At 68.2% G+C, this 16354-nt stretch carries 15 protein-coding genes and 1 tRNA gene; 14 read left to right on the forward strand and 2 right to left on the reverse strand.

All coding sequences use genetic code 11. The features are described 5' to 3' along the window. The first annotated feature begins 27 nt into the window (after positions 1–27). Positions 28–1641 (forward strand): hypothetical protein, encoded by a 1614-nt coding sequence (locus tag ACOZ38_RS05290; protein ID WP_424529061.1) that lies wholly within the window; start codon positions 28–30, stop codon positions 1639–1641. Positions 1642–1713: 72 nt separating this feature from the next. Here ACOZ38_RS05290 and ACOZ38_RS05295 read toward each other — a convergent pair whose 3' ends face one another. Further along, complete coding sequence (locus tag ACOZ38_RS05295) at positions 1714–2733, reverse strand: adenosine deaminase (protein WP_405144516.1); 1020 nt, start codon at positions 2731–2733, stop codon at positions 1714–1716. Between the two features lie 99 nt (positions 2734–2832). Here ACOZ38_RS05295 and ACOZ38_RS05300 point away from each other — a divergent pair, with 99 nt between their 5' ends. Continuing rightward, entirely contained in the window at positions 2833–3333 is a 501-nt protein-coding gene (locus tag ACOZ38_RS05300; RefSeq protein WP_405144517.1) for a SigE family RNA polymerase sigma factor, read from the forward strand. Continuing rightward, positions 3330–4250 carry a peptidylprolyl isomerase gene (locus tag ACOZ38_RS05305; protein WP_424529062.1) on the forward strand — a complete coding sequence of 307 codons (921 nt, stop codon included), beginning with the start codon at positions 3330–3332 and terminating at the stop codon, positions 4248–4250. Before ACOZ38_RS05300 ends, ACOZ38_RS05305 begins: the two co-directional genes overlap by 4 nt. A gap of 96 nt (positions 4251–4346) precedes the next feature. Here ACOZ38_RS05305 and ACOZ38_RS05310 read toward each other — a convergent pair whose 3' ends face one another. Next, positions 4347–5561, reverse strand: a complete 1215-nt coding sequence (locus ACOZ38_RS05310) for a pyridoxal phosphate-dependent aminotransferase (RefSeq protein WP_424529063.1) — start codon at positions 5559–5561, stop codon at positions 4347–4349. A 171-nt stretch (positions 5562–5732) separates the two neighbouring features. Here ACOZ38_RS05310 and ACOZ38_RS05315 point away from each other — a divergent pair. The 11 genes from ACOZ38_RS05315 (at position 5733) to rpoB (ending at position 16345) form a co-directional block, all read left to right on the forward strand. Beyond that, positions 5733–5805: transfer RNA gene (locus tag ACOZ38_RS05315), tRNA-Trp, on the forward strand. A 74-nt stretch (positions 5806–5879) separates the two neighbouring features. Further along, positions 5880–6137, forward strand: coding sequence for a preprotein translocase subunit SecE (gene secE, locus ACOZ38_RS05320; protein ID WP_392837660.1), 258 nt, complete (start codon positions 5880–5882; stop codon positions 6135–6137). 76 nt (positions 6138–6213) lie between these two features. Continuing rightward, a complete protein-coding gene (gene nusG / locus ACOZ38_RS05325) occupies positions 6214–7056 on the forward strand; it encodes a transcription termination/antitermination protein NusG (RefSeq protein WP_424529064.1) in 843 nt (280 codons plus the stop codon). Between the two features lie 180 nt (positions 7057–7236). Next, complete coding sequence (gene rplK / locus ACOZ38_RS05330; protein WP_405144522.1) at positions 7237–7668, forward strand: 50S ribosomal protein L11; 432 nt, start codon at positions 7237–7239, stop codon at positions 7666–7668. Between the two features lie 139 nt (positions 7669–7807). Next, a complete protein-coding gene (rplA, locus tag ACOZ38_RS05335; protein WP_405144523.1) occupies positions 7808–8527 on the forward strand; it encodes a 50S ribosomal protein L1 in 720 nt (239 codons plus the stop codon). Between the two features lie 229 nt (positions 8528–8756). Then, positions 8757–9632: a DUF1396 domain-containing protein gene (locus ACOZ38_RS05340; RefSeq protein ID WP_424529065.1), complete on the forward strand. Its 876-nt coding sequence runs from the start codon at positions 8757–8759 to the stop codon at positions 9630–9632. Between the two features lie 343 nt (positions 9633–9975). After that, complete coding sequence (rplJ, locus tag ACOZ38_RS05345; protein WP_405144525.1) at positions 9976–10557, forward strand: 50S ribosomal protein L10; 582 nt, start codon at positions 9976–9978, stop codon at positions 10555–10557. A 90-nt stretch (positions 10558–10647) separates the two neighbouring features. Further along, positions 10648–11037: a 50S ribosomal protein L7/L12 gene (rplL, locus tag ACOZ38_RS05350; RefSeq protein WP_262846532.1), complete on the forward strand. Its 390-nt coding sequence runs from the start codon at positions 10648–10650 to the stop codon at positions 11035–11037. 294 nt (positions 11038–11331) lie between these two features. Then, on the forward strand, positions 11332–11850 hold the full coding sequence (locus tag ACOZ38_RS05355) for a hypothetical protein (RefSeq protein ID WP_405144527.1): 519 nt from the start codon (positions 11332–11334) through the stop codon (positions 11848–11850). Between the two features lie 68 nt (positions 11851–11918). Next, complete coding sequence (locus tag ACOZ38_RS05360; RefSeq protein ID WP_424529066.1) at positions 11919–12416, forward strand: hypothetical protein; 498 nt, start codon at positions 11919–11921, stop codon at positions 12414–12416. 461 nt (positions 12417–12877) lie between these two features. After that, positions 12878–16345: a DNA-directed RNA polymerase subunit beta gene (rpoB, locus tag ACOZ38_RS05365; protein WP_424529067.1), complete on the forward strand. Its 3468-nt coding sequence runs from the start codon at positions 12878–12880 to the stop codon at positions 16343–16345. Positions 16346–16354 lie beyond the last annotated feature (9 nt).

A 16354-nucleotide genomic window follows, 5' to 3' on the forward strand; every position in this document is an offset into this window, starting at 1 on the left:
ACCGATCAATACGAGGAGAGACCGCGAATGCCCCGACTCCGCAAACGCGAGTGGATCATCGCTCTCATCGCGGTGCTCTTCACGCTGACCATCGGCATCCCCACGGGCATGGCCCTGGCCGATCCTGGAGCCACCGACCCCGCCTCCAACAGCGAGTGCGACGACATCCTGGGCACCGGCACCCCCGAGTTCATGTACTGCTCCTGGATGGCGAAGACGCCCAAGGACGCCCTCGACACCGTCCGGTTCTGGGCGCGCAACGACGGCGAGAAGCTGAAGGAAGCGGTGCCCTATCCGGGCCCGGTCCTGTTCTGCAAGGACAAGACCAACAAGGGTCCCGGCATGCAGGGCTGCGCCGACACCGACCAGGTGCTGTGCAAGTACGACCAGAGCGTCGGCAAGTACGTCTGCAAGGACACCAGCGGCAACGTCACCAACCCGCCGGACAAGGCCTGCCTCGGCGGCGAGTTCGACTGCTCAGGTGACGGATCGGGGGCGTCGGCGGCTCCGTCGACGAACTCCGGGCGGGCCACCGCCAGCGCGCTGCCGACGCCTGACGGGACCACGCAGAACCAGACCGACCCCACGACCCAGGCCGATCCGAGTGCCGCCCCGGTCGACGCCAGTCAGGCGCCGCTGGTCGAGAGCTCGACGATGCCCGACGGCACCGAGCAGCCCGCCCCGAGCGCCAGCGCGAACGCCCCCGAGCCCACCGCCTCGGCGGCCCCCGAGCCGAGCGCGGCGCCCACGGCGTCCAAGCAGCCCCTCGCGGCGCCCGACGACGCCACGGGCAAGGCCGCCGCCACGGCCGTCAAGCTCGGCATGCGGGTCTGGATCGAAAGCGAGCTGGCCCCCGCGTGGACCGCGGGCAAGGACCAGTTCGACGCCGCGGTCGCCTCCATGGCCGCACAGGCGAACAGGCCGGGAGTCGTGGGCGTGAAGTTCGCCCAGGACCTCGGCTACTGGGGCTTCAAGTCCGCCACCGACGTCCGCAAGTTCGTCAAGGACGCCTCCACCGCCCTGCGGGCGGCCATGCCGGCGGGCAAGCAGCTCGCGGTCGACGTGGTGGTGCCCGAGATGGGCTGCGGGGTCTCCGAGCCCTGCCAGGCCGCGCTCCGCACCAAGTACCCGCTGATCAGCCGGGCCAACGTCGAGAAGTACGTCCTCACCGGCGACGTAGACCACGTCAACGTCTCCAGCGGGCTGTTCGCCAGCGAGTACGCCAAGTACAAGATCACCCCGGACAAGGCGCTGCGCAACCAGTGGATCGGCGTGCGGGCCCGCGGCTGGGACACCCGCGTCCACATCGGCGCCCGGGAGGTGGGCCTGGCCCACAGCGGCGCCAACCAGCTCACCGCCGCGCAGGCGGAGGCGGCGGCCAAGCTGCGCGTCGACCTGCCCCTGCAGGCGGGCGTGCAGACGGTCATGCTCTGGACCCACCGGCAGAGCTGGGACGGCGCGACCTGGCGGCTCCTCGACCAGGGCCTGGCGACCAACACCATGTGGAAGGCCCTCCAGGCCCGCAAGGGGCTCGGCCGGCTCTCGGTGACCTTCGACGCCAGCGACCCCGAGAAGGGGATCACCCAGGACCTCACCAAGCTCGCCGAGGTCTTCGACGAGGTCTACATCCACTCCCAGTGACCCGCGAGCGGGCCACCTGTGACGGGTGGCCCGCAACGGGACGGCCGCTTGCCCGCGCCGGGGGGACGGCGATCAGCCCTCGGCGGCGAGCCAGGAGTCGATGCCCGCCAGCAGCTCCTTCTTGTAGGACTCCGGCGCCGTCGAGGCGCGGATCGACTGGCGGGCCAGCTCGGCGATCTCCGCGTCGCGGAAGCCGTACACGTCGCGCGCCAGCTCGTACTGCGGCAGGAGCCTCGCGCCGAACAGCAGCGGGTCGTCGGCGCCGAGCGCGATCGGCACCCCCGCGTCGAACAGCCGCTTCACCGGCACGTCGGCGATGCGCGAGGCCACGCCGAGGCCGACGTTCGACGTCGGGCACACCTCGCAGGCGATCTGGCGGTCGGCGAGGCGCTCCATCAGCCGCTCGGACTCGGCGGCCCTGATGCCGTGGCCGATGCGGTCGGCGTCCAGATCGTCCACGCACTCGGCGATGCTGGCCGCCCCGGACAGCTCGCCGCCGTGCGGCACGGCGAGCAGCCCCGCGCGCTTGGCGATGCGAAAGGCCCCGTCGAAGTCGCGGGCCCGGCCGCGGCGCTCGTCGTTGGACAGCCCGAAGCCGATCACGCCCCTGTCGGCGTACTGCGTGGCGAGCCGGGCGAGCGTCTTGGCGTCGAGCGGGTGGCGGGTGCGGTTGGCGGCGACGATCACGCCGATGCCGACGCCCGCGGACTTCGCCGCCTTGGCCGCCGCGTCGAGCACGAGCTCCAGCGTCGCTGTGAGCCCGCCGAACCGCTGGGCGTAGCCGGAGGGGTCGACCTGGATCTCCAGCCACCGGGAGCCCTCGGCGGCCTCGTCCTCCGCGGCCTCCTGGAGCAGCCGGTAGACGTACTCCTCGCGGCGGAGCACCGAGCGCGCGATGTCGTACAGCCGCTGGAAGCGGAACCAGCCCCGCTCATCTGTGGCACGTAACCTCGGCGGCCAATCTTGCACCAGCGCGTCGGGCAGATGGAGCTCTTGCTCCCGCGCGAGCTCCAGGAGCGTCGAGTGCCGCATGGAGCCGGTGAAGTGCAGGTGGAGATGGGCCTTGGGGAGTTCGTCGAGCGGGCGTGCCATCTCCATATCCTGCCGTACGCCGATCGGGCGCCGTTGCCTACTCCGCCACTCAACCTCCGATGGCCTTGGCGCGTTGGGGAGGGCGAAAGGGGGTCAGCCATGACGGATGACGACGAAGCGGCCTTCGACGAGTTCCTGGCCGCCCGAAGTACCGCCCTGCTCCGCACGGCCGTTCTGGTCTGCGGCGCGTCGGCCCATGACGCCGAGGACCTGGCGCAGGGCGCGCTGGAGAAGGTGTACCGGCACTGGCCCCGCATCCGGCACGACAACCCGGAGGCCTACGCCAGGCGGGTGGTGGTCAACGCGGCCATCTCCCGGTCGCGGCGCCGCAAGGTGATCCAGGAGATCGCCTTCGCCCGCCCTCCCGAGACGGCGGCGCCCCAGTCGGACCTCGACCTGCGGGACACCCTCGTGGAGGAGCTCCGGCGGCTTCCGGCACGGATGCGCGCCGTCGTCGTCCTGCGCTATTGGGACGACCTGTCGGAGATCGAGACCGCGGCCCTGCTCGGCTGCTCGGTGGGAACCGTCAAGAGCCAGGCCGCACGCGGCCTCGCCAGGATGCGGGCGCGGATCGGCGCCCTGAAGGGAACGCCGGTATGAACGTGGAGGAAGTGCTCAAGGACGCCATGTCGGCGCACGTCGCGGACGTGCGCGCGCCGGTGATGATGGGCCAGGCCGTGCGCAGGAGGCACCGCTCGCACGTCGTGCGGTTCCGTACGGCCGGGGCGGCCGTGCTGACCGTGGCGGTCGCCGGGGCCTTTCCCGCCTACATGGCGCTCACCCCGGACCAGGCCCCGCAGCGGAGTCTCAACGGGCCCGCCGCCTCGCTCCCGTCGGAGTCCGTCTCCTCCGCCACGGTGGCGCCGCCCAGTTCCACGGCCACGACCTGCTCCTACCGGAAGGACACCAGCGGGACTCCGGCCAGGAAGGTGGGCACCCCGCCGTCGAAGCCGGACATGAAGGCGAAGACCATGACGATCGCCACCAACCAGGGCACGATCGTCATCGAGCTCGCCACCGCGGCGGCGCCGTGCACGGTCAACTCGTTCGCGTTCCTCGCGAAGAAGAACTTCTTCGACAACACCCACTGCCACCGCCTGGCGACGCCGGAGACCACGGGCCTCGGGATGCTCCAGTGCGGCGACCCGCTGGCCAAGGGCGACGGCAGGAGCAAGGACGACGGTACGGGCGGCCCGGGGTACCTCTTCGACGACGAGAACCTCGGCGGCATCCCCTACACCAGGGGCACGGTCGCGATGGCGCAGGGCGGCGAGGACGCCAACTCCAACGGCAGTCAGTTCTGGATCTCGTTCTCCGACGAGAACACCCAGCTCACGAGCCAGGGGTCGGCCTACACGCCGTTCGGCGTGGTGGTCAAGGGCATGAACGTCGTGGACAAGATCGCCAAGGGTGGCATCATCCCGTTCAACGGCGACCCGATGGCCGACCTGCGCGGCGAGGGCTCCAACGCCCCCAAGGTCCCGGTGATCATCAAGAACGTGACCGTGTCCCACTGATGTGTGGTGGGCGGCCCGTGGTCCCGCCGCCGGTCCCACTGATCCACACAGAGAAGCCCCGGGCCTCGCGGCCCGGGGCTTCGGTGGCGCTTGTGCCTAGTGTGCCTCGGCGAGGAGCTTGGCGAGGCGGCTGACGCCCTCGACGAGGTCGTCGTCGCCGAGCGCGTAGGACAGGCGGAAGTAGCCCGGCGTGCCGAACGCCTCACCCGGGACCAGGGCGACCTCGGCCTCCTCCAGGATGATCTCGGCCAGCTCGGCGGAGGTCTGCGGGCGCCTGCCGCGGATCTCCTTGCCCAGCAGCCCCTTGACGGAGGGATACACGTAGAAGGCGCCGAGCGGCTCGGGGCAGACGACGCCCGGGATGTCGTTCAGCATGCGGACCATCGTCTGGCGGCGCCGGTCGAACGCCTCGCGCATGGTCGCCACGGCCGACAGGTCGCCCGAGACGGCCGCCAGAGCCGCCACCTGGGCGACGTTCGAGACGTTCGATGTGGCGTGCGACTGGAGGTTGGTGGCCGCCTTCACGACATCCTTGGGGCCGATCAGCCAGCCCACCCGCCAGCCGGTCATGGCGTAGGTCTTCGCGACGCCGTTGAGGACGAGCACGTGGTCCCGCAACTCGGGCACGGCCGTCGCGATGCTGGTGAAGGTGGCGTCGCCGTAGATCAGGTGCTCGTAGATCTCGTCGGTGACGACCCACAGGCCGTGCTCGACGGCCCAGCGGCCGATCGCCTCGACCTGCTCGGGGGAGTAGACCGCGCCGGTCGGGTTGGACGGTGAGACGAACAGCAGGACCTTGGTGCGCTCGGTGCGCGCGGCCTCCAGCTGGTCGACCGAGGCGAGGTAGCCGGTGGTCTCGTCGGTCACCACGTCGACCTGGACGCCCCCGGCGAGCTTGATGGCCTCGGGGTAGGTGGTCCAGTAGGGGGCCACGACCAGGACCTCGTCGCCCGGGTCGAGCAGGGTGGCGAACGCCTCGTACACGGCCTGCTTGCCGCCGTTGGTGACCAGCACCTGCGACGCCTCGACCTCGAAGCCCGAATCGCGCCGGGTCTTGTCGGCGATGGCCTGCTTGAGCTCGGGAAGGCCGCCGGCCGGCGTGTACTTGTGGAACCTGGGGTTCCCACAGGCCTCGACGGCGGCCGCGACGATGTAGTCGGGCGTCGGGAAGTCGGGCTCGCCGGCGCCGAAGCCGATCACCGGGCGGCCTTCCGCCTTCATCGCCTTGGCCTTGGCGTCCACGGCCAGCGTGGCGGACTCGGAGATCGCGGAGATGCGCGCTGAGATGCGAGGACGGGTCATACCATCCATGTTTCCAGACGTCTCGGACCGCTGCCGCCGCATATCCAGGATGTGGACACGCGGCAAATCACCGTGAGGTGCCGGACGAGTTGGTTCGACGTGAGCCGCATTCACCCGTACACTTCTGCAACTAGTGAGCGACGCGCCCCCGGCTGCTCGGGGTAAGGTGGTTCACGGCAGAGGGCACTAGCGCAATTGGTAGCGCACCGGTCTCCAAAACCGGCGGTTGGGGGTTCGAGTCCCTCGTGCCCTGCGGAGTGCGGTCCGCGCACCGATGGCGTGTAAGCCGCCGAAAGTTGCGTAGGAACGACGGATCAGGTGAGGACTGTGGCGATCGACACACGCGGCGAGGCCGCTGAGGGGCCGAGTAAGTCGTCTGGCCCGACCGCTAAAAAGCGCACCTCTCCCGCACTTTTCTACCGGCAAGTGGTCGCCGAGCTTCGCAAGGTGATCTGGCCGACGCGCAAGGATCTGATCTCCTACACCACCGTGGTCCTCGTATTCGTTTTGATCATGGTTGGCCTCGTTGCCGGGATCGACTTCTTGCTCACGAAGGGTGTGCTGGCGGTCTTCGGCGGAGCCTGAGCCGGCCGCCGCGCGACAACCGTCCCCGACCGGGCGGTTGAAGATCGCAACATCGACGAGAGAAGAAAGAGTCACCGTGTCCGAGTCCCCACTGTCGGCTGGCGCTTCCCACGAAAAGTGGGAGGGAGAGCCGGAAGAGGCGGTCAAGAACACCGAAGAGTCCGGCGAGACCGCCACCTTCGGTGATGCCGAAGAGCCCGGCGAGGCCGCCGAGGCTCCGGTCGACGACGCCGAGGCTCCTGCCGGCGAAGACGACGAGATTCCGGCCGGCGACGAGGCCGAGGCCCCTGCCGCCGGCGCCGTCGACGAGGACGGCGACGTCATCCCCGACGTCGACCCCGTCGAAGAGTTCAAGAGCGCCATGCGCGGTATGCCCGGTGAGTGGTACGTCATCCACTCCTACGCCGGTTACGAGAACCGCGTGAAGTCCAACATCGAGACCCGCACCCAGTCCCTCAACATGGAGGACTACCTCTTCCAGGTCGAGGTGCCGGTCCACACCGTCACCGAGCTCAAGGGCGGCAAGCGCACCCCGGTCAAGGAGCGCGTGCTCCCGGGTTACGTGCTGGTGCGCATGGAGCTGACCGACGAGTCCTGGTCCGCGGTGCGCAACACGCCGGGTGTCACCGGGTTCGTGGGCCTTTCCAACAGGCCGAGCCCGCTGAGCCTCGACGAGGTCGCCAAGCTGCTCGCGCCCGAGCCCACCGAGCAGACCAAGACGACGGCCGCCAAGGCCGCCGCCGCGACCGTCGACTTCGAGGTCGGCGAGTCCGTCACCGTCATGGACGGCCCGTTCGCCACCCTGCCCGCCACGGTCAGCGAGATCAGCGCCGAGTCGCAGAAGCTCAAGGTGCTCGTCTCGATCTTCGGTCGCGAGACGCCGGTCGAGCTGTCGTTCAACCAGGTCTCCAAGATCTGACGCCGAACCCTGTCTCGGCGATCTGACGGCGCGCATACACTGATAAGTCGTCCCCACGGATCGAGCGACTTCGTGGGGTGAATCCCGGGGGAGCAATGGCCAATCCTGGCCGTCGCGTGCCCCCGGGGGCTCCCACGCCCTGTGGGAGTTACGCAGGAGTTAAGGACCCGGAGTAGGACAATGCCTCCTAAGAAGAAGATCGCGGCCCTGGTTAAGGTCCAGCTTCCCGCCGGCCAGGCCACGCCCGCGCCGCCGGTCGGTACGGCCCTCGGTCCCCACGGCGTCAACATCATGGACTTCGTCAAGCAGTACAACGCTGCTACCGAGGCCCAGCGGGGCAACATCATCCCCGTCGAGATCACCATCTTCGAAGACCGCAGCTTCACCTTCGTCACGAAGACGCCGCCGGCGCCCGAGCTGATCAAGAAGGCCGCGGGGCTCGACAAGGCCAGCTCCAACCCGCTCCGCGACAAGGTGGGCAAGCTCACCAAGGAGCAGCTGCGCCAGATCGCCGAGACGAAGATGCCCGACCTCAACGCCAACGACATCGAGGCCGCTCAGAAGATCATCGCCGGCACCGCCCGGTCGATGGGCATCACGATCGCCGACTGACACGCGAGGGGCGCTGCGAGGAAGACCCTCGCCTGAAGGGCGCCCCGAGCCGCCGAGCGCAGCGAGGCAGAGCAAGCACAGAACAACCGTGGGAGGGCCGGCGCCGGCCCGTGACCACATACTCCACGAGGAGAAGCAAGTGAAGCGCAGCAAGAGCTACCGCAAGGCAGCGGACACCATCGACAGCGAGCAGCTGTACACCCCGGTGGACGCCGCCAAGCTGGCCAAGGGCACCTCGGTCACCAAGTTCGACGCGACCGTCGAGGTGGCATTGCGGCTGGGCGTCGACCCCCGCAAGGCCGACCAGATGGTCCGCGGCACCGTCAACCTCCCGCACGGCACCGGCAAGACCGCCCGGGTCCTGGTCTTCGCGACCGGCGACCGTGCCGAGGAGGCCCGCGCCGCGGGCGCCGACATCGTCGGCGCCGACGAGCTGATCGAAGAGATCGCCAAGGGCAACCGCCTCAACGAGTTCGACGCCGTCGTGGCCACGCCCGACCTCATGGGCAAGGTCGGCCGCCTCGGCCGCGTCCTCGGCCCGCGTGGTCTCATGCCGAACCCCAAGACCGGCACCGTCACGCCGGCCGTGGCCAAGGCCGTGACCGAGATCAAGGGCGGAAAGATCGAGTTCCGTGTCGACCGCCACGCGAACCTCCACTTCATCATCGGCAAGGTGTCGTTCCCGGAGCGTCAGCTCCTGGAGAACTACGCCGCCGCGCTCGACGAGGTCATCCGTCTCAAGCCGTCCGCGGCCAAGGGGCGCTACCTCAAGAAGGTCACCTTCTCCACGTCCATGGGCCCGGGCATCCCGGTCGACCCGAACGTGACGCGGGGCATCACGGCCGACCTCGACGCCTGACGTCCGAGACGGCCCGCCGATTCAACGCGAAAGGGTCCGCGCCTTCGGGCGCGGGCCTTTTTCGTATTCTCCGATACTTCTTTCTTCGCAGGTGAGAGTGCATTTCGCCAATGCGGTCACGCCTACGGCCTGGCAATCGATGCGCATAAGACGCCGCACGGGGTAGTGCTGGCGCGTAGGGTCGAAAGCACTTCCGGGGGATACGAAGGGATACCAAGTGAAGCGTCGAATGACACCCGCGATCGCGGCCGTGGGCTCGGCCATGCTCATCGCGGTATCAGCATGCGGCCAGCAGACCGCGCAGACCTCCACCGAGTCGCTCGGTGCCGTGCAGCTTTCCGCGGCCGAGACGCTGCAGCAGAGTGCCAAGAACGCCGAGGCCGTCACCTCGTACACCGCGCAGCTCGCCCTGGACTTCAACGCCCCCAAGGAGGGCGCGGGTTCGGTGAAGGGCACGATGGTCTACCACCAGAAGCCTCAGGTGGCCTCCGACGTCACGCTCGACCAGATCAACGTCAGCGGGCAGAACGTCCCGGGCGGCGCGCGCGTGATCCTCCTCGGTCAGACCGCGTACGTGAAGGTCGACCTGCTCAGCAAGCTCGTGGGCGGCACCAAGCCCTGGATCAAGATCGACCTCGCCAAGGCCGGCCAGTCCGCGGGCGTCGACGTCAACCAGTTCCTCGGGCAGGCCCAGCAGATGGACCTGCAGAGCAGCGTGAAGATGCTGACCACCTCCAAGGACGTCACCAAGGTCGGCACCGAGACCGTCGGCGGCACCGACACCACGCACTACAAGGGCACGTTCACGGTCGCGGAGGCCGTCAAGCAGCTCACGCCCGAGATGCAGCAGAAGCTGCAGGGCCAGCTCACCAACGTCAAGGACATGAAGTTCGACGCGTGGATCGACGGGCAGAGCCTCCCGCGCAAGGTCGAGATGAACGGCGGAGCCGGCGAGGGCACCTTCAAGCTCACCTCGCTGTTCACCTCGTTCAACGACGCGGCCGAGGTCACCGCGCCGCCCGCCGACCAGGTGGGCGAGCTCCCGGCGAACCTCGGGGACATGAAGGGCCTCCCGGGCGCCGACGGGGCCACCACGGGCAGCTGACCCCGAGCGTGACCTCCGGGCCTCGCGGCTCGCGCGCACCCCTCGATCTCGATCGGGGGGTGCGTTGCCTCTTCCACGCCTGGATTTGGCGTGCGGCGTGAACACCGCGTACAGTGTGCAATGCCGAAGACCGCCGGTCGTCGCTGAGCCTGTCAATGGCTCGGTGGCCCAAGGTTCACGACTGTGGACGGCCCGCGTAGGTGTGATGTGAGTTTCCATATGGTCTCTCGTGCGGCGCCAGCCGCGCGACATCCGTGTGTGAGCCCCGTGCGCCTGCGCCGGGGCTTTTTCGTTTCGTGGACGCCTTGGGCCCTTCGCCGGTGGCACATCTGGAAGGAGGCCCATGGCGAGGGCGGAAAAGGCGACCGCGGTCACCGAGCTCAAGGATCGGTTCGAGAGCTCGAACGCCGCTGTCCTGACCGAGTACCGCGGTCTCACCGTGGCTCAGCTGAAGCAGCTGCGCACCACTCTCGGTGGGAATGCGAAGTTCGCCGTGGCGAAGAACACGCTGTCGAAGATCGCGGCCAACGAGGCCGGGGTCACCGTCCTGGACGACCTGTTCACGGGTCCGACGGCGATCGCGTTCGTCAGTGGCGACGTGGTCGAGGCGGCCAAGGGTCTGCGTGACTTCGCCAAGGCCAATCCCCTCCTGGTCATCAAGGGCGGTGTCGTCGACGGCAGGTCGATGACCCCGGCCGAGATCACCACGCTTGCCGACCTGGAGTCGCGCGAGGTCCTCCTCGCGAAGCTGGCCGGCGCGATGAAGGCGAAGCAGTCTCAGGCCGCTGCCACGTTCAACGCGCTGCCCACCACCATGGCCCGGCTCGTCGAGGCTCTTCGCGCCAAGCGCGAGGAGACCGGCGGAGCGGACGCGGTCGTGGCGGACGCCGTCGTGGCGGACGCCAGCGAGGACGCAGGCGAGTAGGTCGGGCGCGAAAGCGACCACAGCAGGGGATTCAGGCGCATACCGCGGTCCGTTTCCAAGTTTTGTAATTAATACGGAGGAATCACCACCATGGCGAAGCTCAGCACCGACGAGCTGCTCGACGCGTTCAAGGAGATGACCCTTCTTGAGCTCTCCGACTTCGTGAAGCTCTTCGAGGACACCTTCGACGTCAAGGCCGCCGCTCCGGTCGCCGTCGCCGCCGCCGGCCCCGCCGGTGGAGGCGCCGCCGCCGAGGAGGTCGAGGAGCAGGACGAGTTCGACGTCATCCTCGAGGCCGCCGGCGACAAGAAGATCCAGGTCATCAAGGAGGTCCGCGCGCTCACGAGCCTCGGGCTGAAGGAGGCCAAGGACCTCGTCGACGGTGCCCCCAAGGCGCTGCTCGAGAAGGTCAACAAGGAAGCCGCCGAGAAGGCCAAGGCCGCCCTCGAGGGCGCCGGCGCCACCGTCACCGTCAAGTGACGTCTCGCGTCTGACGTTTCACAAAGCTCCACACAAAAGGGGCGGATCACCCAGGTGCCGGGTGACCCGCCCCTTTTGCTTTGCGCCCGAATCTCGCGGCCGGTTGCGTTGTGCCCGTATCTCGCGGCCGGGCGGCCCGAAACGGGATGATCGCCGATGTGGATCTTCATACCGGGTTATGATCCGGCGACCGGCTGACTGGTCGGCCTCCGCTTCCGGCGTCCATGTCGTCTTGGGTCGTCTTGGGTCGTCGTGGCGCCGCCTCGCGGCGGACCGGGCGATGGGAGGGAACAGGTGGCGCTTCACGCGGCGCGGTCCCCTCGCAGGTCGAGGATCCTCGTGATCTGCGTGCTGCTCGTGCTCATCGGCCTCCTCGGCACCGCCTGGGTGCGCGTCGGCGACGACCTCGACCAGGCGCGGTCGGCGGCGCGCGACCGCCTCGCCGCCGTCCAGGCCGCCGAGCGCTACGCCCTCACCCTGATGGCCGTGGACTACCGCACGGTCGACCGCGACGTGCAGCGGGTCCTGGACACCTCCATGGGTCAGGCCAAGGACCAGTACGCCAGAGATGCCGAGCGGCTCAAGGCGGCGACCCGGCTGAACAAGGCCGTCCAGACGGGTGTGGTGCGCGCGGCCGGCATCGTCTCGATGGACGGGCCCAAGAGCACGGCGCGGGTGCTGGTCGTGGCCGACTCGGTGATCCGGTGGGATGGGGCCAAGACCGCCCCCCAGGACCGCTTCTACCGCTGGAGCGTGGAGGTCACCAAGATCCGGGGCGCGTGGTGGGTGTCGAGACTGGAGCAGATCGCGTGACCGCCGATGGAGCCCTGGAGCCCCTGGAGGGCGGTCGTCGGCGCCGTTCGCGGCCTTGGGCATATGTTGTGGCCGTCGCGCTCCTGGGCCTTCTGGCGGCCGTTCTGGCCGTTCTGGTGGCCGTCGGCCATCTGCGCCTCCGCGATCTGCGCGACAGCGAGTCCGCCTCGGCGGAGGCGCTGGCGGCGGCCCGCACGTACGCGCCGGACATGCTGTCGTACGACTACCGCACGATCGACGCCGACCTGGCGCGGGCGCGGGGGTACGCCACGGGCGATCTCGCCGGGCACTACCGCGAGCTGACGCGGGTGCTGGCCCCCACCGTCAGGAGGCAGCAGACCGTCCAGCAGGCGGTGGTGGCCGCTGCGGCCGTCGAATCCGCGACGCCCGACCGGGTTCAGGTGTTGCTCTTCATGAACATGGGAACTACCAAGGTGTTCCCGGGCGAGAAGCAACCCCAGAAACAGGTCGTCCAGAACCGCGCCCGGTTCGTGCTGGTCAGAGGCGAGGGCCACTGGCTGGTGTCTGAGTTGTCGACGTTGATCGGCAATGCCCCGACCAGCTGAGATCCCGTCCACCGAGGCCCTGGACCTGCCCCGGCGTGGCGCGTTATTAAATTGTTAGTAAAGCTTGGGTTTGAGGAATGCGAGCTTGGGGATGTCAAAGGGCACGACAGCGTCGTGGGGCGGCAAGCCTTCGACCCTCCGTGTGACTGAGCGTTAGCCGATCCGCCTCGCGGGTATCGTCTGGATCCGGCCGGCCCCTCAGTCTCCAGTAGGGAAGAAAACCCAGCGTGACGGCCATCGGTTCGCTCGAATCCGGCCTCACGGGCTTGACGTTTCGGCGCTGACGGGCGATGCTGCGTCCAACGTGGAGCGCAGAGCGAGACTGAAGTGGACAGGTGTATGCCCATCGGCTACACTGCCCCTTTGCGCTGCCCTTTGACGACCCGCTTCTCTAGGTAACTTTGATGCATGGTCGTCTGGCGTGCGTGTAGTCAGTCCGCGAGCCCTCGGAAGGACATCTGTTGGCAGCCTCGCGCAACGCCTTCGCCGTACCCGCTGGTCCCCGCCGCGTTTCTTTCGCGCGCATTCAGGAGCCGCTCGAAGTTCCCGATCTTCTCGCCCTGCAGACCGAGTCCTTCGACTGGCTGCTCGGCAACGAGAAATGGCGGTCGCGGGTCGAAGCGGCTCGCCAGGCCGGGCGCAAGGACGTTCCGGCCCAATCCGGTCTCGAAGAGATCTTCGAGGAGATCAGTCCCATCGAGGACTTCTCCGGAACGATGTCCTTGTCGTTCCGCGACCACCGGTTCGAGCCTCCCAAGTACTCAGTCGATGAGTGCAAAGACAAGGACATGACCTTCTCCGCCCCGATGTTCGTCACGGCGGAGTTCATCAATAACACCACAGGTGAGATCAAGAGCCAGACGGTGTTCATGGGCGACTTCCCGCTCATGACCTCGAAGGGCACCTTCATCATCAACGGCACCGAGCGTGTCGTGGTCTCCCAGCTGGTGCGGTCCCCGGGTGTCTACTTCGACCGTTCGGTCGACAAGACCTCCGACAAGGACCTGTACGGCTGCAAGGTGATCCCCTCGCGCGGTGCCTGGCTCGAGTTCGAGATCGACAAGCGGGACAGCGTCGGTGTCCGCATCGACCGCAAGCGCAAGCAGGCCGTCACGGTCCTGCTCAAGGCGCTCGGCTGGACCAGCGAGAAGATCCTCGAGCGCTTCGGCCAGTACGAGTCGATGCGCGCCACCCTGGAGAAGGACCACACGTCCGGCCAGGACGACGCGCTGCTCGACATCTACCGCAAGCTGCGCCCGGGCGAGCCTCCTACGAAGGAGTCCGCTCAGACGCTGCTCGAGAACCTGTACTTCAACCACAAGCGCTACGACCTCGCCAAGGTCGGCCGCTACAAGATCAACAAGAAGCTCGGCGTCGACTCCGAGATCACCCAGGGGACGCTGACCGAAGACGACATCGTCGCCACGATCGAGTACATCGTCCGGCTGCACGCCGGCGAGATCTCGATGCCCGGGGCGAACGGTGAGGTCGTCGTCGAGACCGACGACATCGACCACTTCGGCAACCGCCGCCTGCGCACGGTCGGCGAGCTCATCCAGAACCAGGTCCGTCTGGGCCTGGCCCGCATGGAGCGCGTCGTCCGCGAGCGGATGACCACGCAGGACGTCGAGGCGATCACGCCGCAGACCCTGATCAACATTCGCCCCGTCGTGGCGTCGATCAAGGAGTTCTTCGGCACCTCGCAGCTGTCGCAGTTCATGGACCAGACCAACCCGCTGGCCGGCCTGACGCACAAGCGGCGTCTGTCCGCGCTCGGCCCCGGTGGTCTGTCCCGTGAGCGGGCCGGCTTCGAGGTCCGTGACGTGCACCCGTCCCACTACGGCCGGATGTGCCCGATCGAGACGCCTGAAGGCCCGAACATCGGCCTCATCGGCTCGCTGTCGTCCTTCGGCCGCGTCAACTCCTTCGGATTCGTCGAGACCCCGTACCGCAAGGTCGTGGACGGCCGTGTCACGGAGGACATCGACTACCTGACCGCCGACGAGGAGGACAGGCACGTCATCGCCCAGGCCAATACGCCGCTGCGCGCTGACGGAGCATTCGCGGAAGACCGCGTCCTGGTCCGCCGTAAGGGCGGCGAGGTCGAGTTCATCCGGCCGAACGAGGTCGACTACATGGACGTCTCGGCGCGCCAGATGGTGTCCGTCGCGACCGCCATGATCCCGTTCCTGGAGCACGACGACGCCAACCGCGCGCTCATGGGCTCCAACATGCAGCGCCAGTCGGTGCCCCTGCTCAAGAGCGAGGCCCCGCTGGTCGGCACGGGCATGGAGTACCGCGCCGCGACCGACGCCGGCGACGTGATCACCGCTGAGAAGGCGGGCGTCGTCGAGGAGGTCTCGGCCGACTACGTCACCGTGATGAACGACGACGGCACGCGCACCACCTACCGCGTGGCGAAGTTCAAGCGCTCCAACCAGGGCACCTGCTTCAACCAGAAGCCCATCGTCCGCGAGGGCGACCGGGTCGAGGTGAACCAGGTCGTCGCCGACGGTCCCTGCACCGACAACGGCGAGATGGCCCTGGGCAAGAACCTCCTCGTGGCGTTCATGCCGTGGGAGGGTCACAACTACGAAGACGCGATCATCCTGTCCCAGCGCCTGGTGCAGGACGACGTGCTCTCCTCGATCCACATCGAGGAGCACGAGGTCGACGCCCGCGACACCAAGCTGGGCCCCGAGGAGATCACCCGGGACATCCCGAACGTCTCCGAGGAGGTCCTGGCCGACCTCGACGAGCGCGGCATCATCCGCATCGGCGCCGAGGTCGTGCCCGGTGACATCCTCGTCGGCAAGGTCACGCCCAAGGGCGAGACCGAGCTGACCCCGGAGGAGCGCCTGCTGCGCGCGATCTTCGGTGAGAAGGCCCGCGAGGTCCGCGACACCTCACTGAAGGTGCCGCACGGCGAGATGGGCAAGGTCATCGGTGTCCGCGTGTTCAGCCGCGAGGAGGGCGACGAGCTCCCCCCCGGCGTGAACGAGCTGGTCCGGGTGTACGTCGCCCAGAAGCGCAAGATCACCGACGGTGACAAGCTGGCGGGGCGCCACGGCAACAAGGGCGTCATCTCCAAGATCCTCCCCGTCGAGGACATGCCGTTCCTGGAGGACGGCACCCCGGTCGACATCATCCTCAACCCGCTGGGCGTGCCCGGCCGGATGAACGTCGGCCAGGTGCTGGAGACCCACCTCGGGTGGATCGCCGCCAGAGGGTGGGACATCACGGGCATCCAGGAGGCGTGGGCGGAGCGGCTGCGCGACAAGGGCTTCGGCCAGGTCGCGCCTCGCACCAACGTCGCCACCCCGGTGTTCGACGGTGCCCACGAGGAGGAGCTCACCGGTCTGCTCGACAACACCCTGGTCAACCGCGACGGCGAGCGCATGGTCGGCGTCAGCGGCAAGGCCCGGCTGTTCGACGGCCGCTCCGGGGAGCCGTTCCCGCACCCCATCTCGGTCGGCTACATCTACATCCTCAAGCTGCTCCACCTGGTCGACGACAAGATCCACGCTCGCTCGACCGGTCCGTACTCCATGATCACCCAGCAGCCGCTCGGCGGTAAGGCCCAGTTCGGTGGCCAGCGGTTCGGTGAGATGGAGGTGTGGGCGCTCGAAGCCTACGGAGCGGCCTACGCCCTCCAGGAGCTGCTGACCATCAAGTCCGACGACGTTCTCGGCCGAGTGAAGGTCTACGAGGCCATCGTCAAGGGCGAGAACATCCCCGAGCCGGGTATCCCTGAGTCCTTCAAGGTCCTCATCAAGGAAATGCAGTCGCTGTGCCTCAATGTCGAGGTTCTCTCCAGCGATGGCATGTCCATCGAGATGCGGGACACCGACGAGGATGTCTTCCGCGCGGCGGAGGAGCTCGGCATCGACCTGTCCCGGCGCGAGCCGAGCAGTGTCGAAGAGGTCTGATTTTCAAGC

The organism is Sphaerisporangium viridialbum (assembly GCF_049674955.1).
In the GTDB taxonomy this organism is placed as follows: domain Bacteria; phylum Actinomycetota; class Actinomycetes; order Streptosporangiales; family Streptosporangiaceae; genus Sphaerisporangium; species Sphaerisporangium viridialbum.

Excerpts from the sequence above, each read along its gene's own strand:
- ACOZ38_RS05290 (WP_424529061.1), top strand. The coding sequence starts at position 28 with ATGCCCCGACTCCGCAAACGCGAGTGGATCATCGCTCTCATCGCGGTG.
- ACOZ38_RS05295 (WP_405144516.1), bottom strand. The coding sequence starts at position 2,733 with ATGGCACGCCCGCTCGACGAACTCCCCAAGGCCCATCTCCACCTGCAC.
- ACOZ38_RS05300 (WP_405144517.1), top strand. The coding sequence starts at position 2,833 with ATGACGGATGACGACGAAGCGGCCTTCGACGAGTTCCTGGCCGCCCGA.
- ACOZ38_RS05305 (WP_424529062.1), top strand. The coding sequence starts at position 3,330 with ATGAACGTGGAGGAAGTGCTCAAGGACGCCATGTCGGCGCACGTCGCG.
- ACOZ38_RS05310 (WP_424529063.1), bottom strand. The coding sequence starts at position 5,561 with ATGGATGGTATGACCCGTCCTCGCATCTCAGCGCGCATCTCCGCGATC.
- rplK (WP_405144522.1), top strand. The coding sequence starts at position 7,237 with ATGCCTCCTAAGAAGAAGATCGCGGCCCTGGTTAAGGTCCAGCTTCCC.
- ACOZ38_RS05340 (WP_424529065.1), top strand. The coding sequence starts at position 8,757 with ATGACACCCGCGATCGCGGCCGTGGGCTCGGCCATGCTCATCGCGGTA.
- rplJ (WP_405144525.1), top strand. The coding sequence starts at position 9,976 with ATGGCGAGGGCGGAAAAGGCGACCGCGGTCACCGAGCTCAAGGATCGG.
- rplL (WP_262846532.1), top strand. The coding sequence starts at position 10,648 with ATGGCGAAGCTCAGCACCGACGAGCTGCTCGACGCGTTCAAGGAGATG.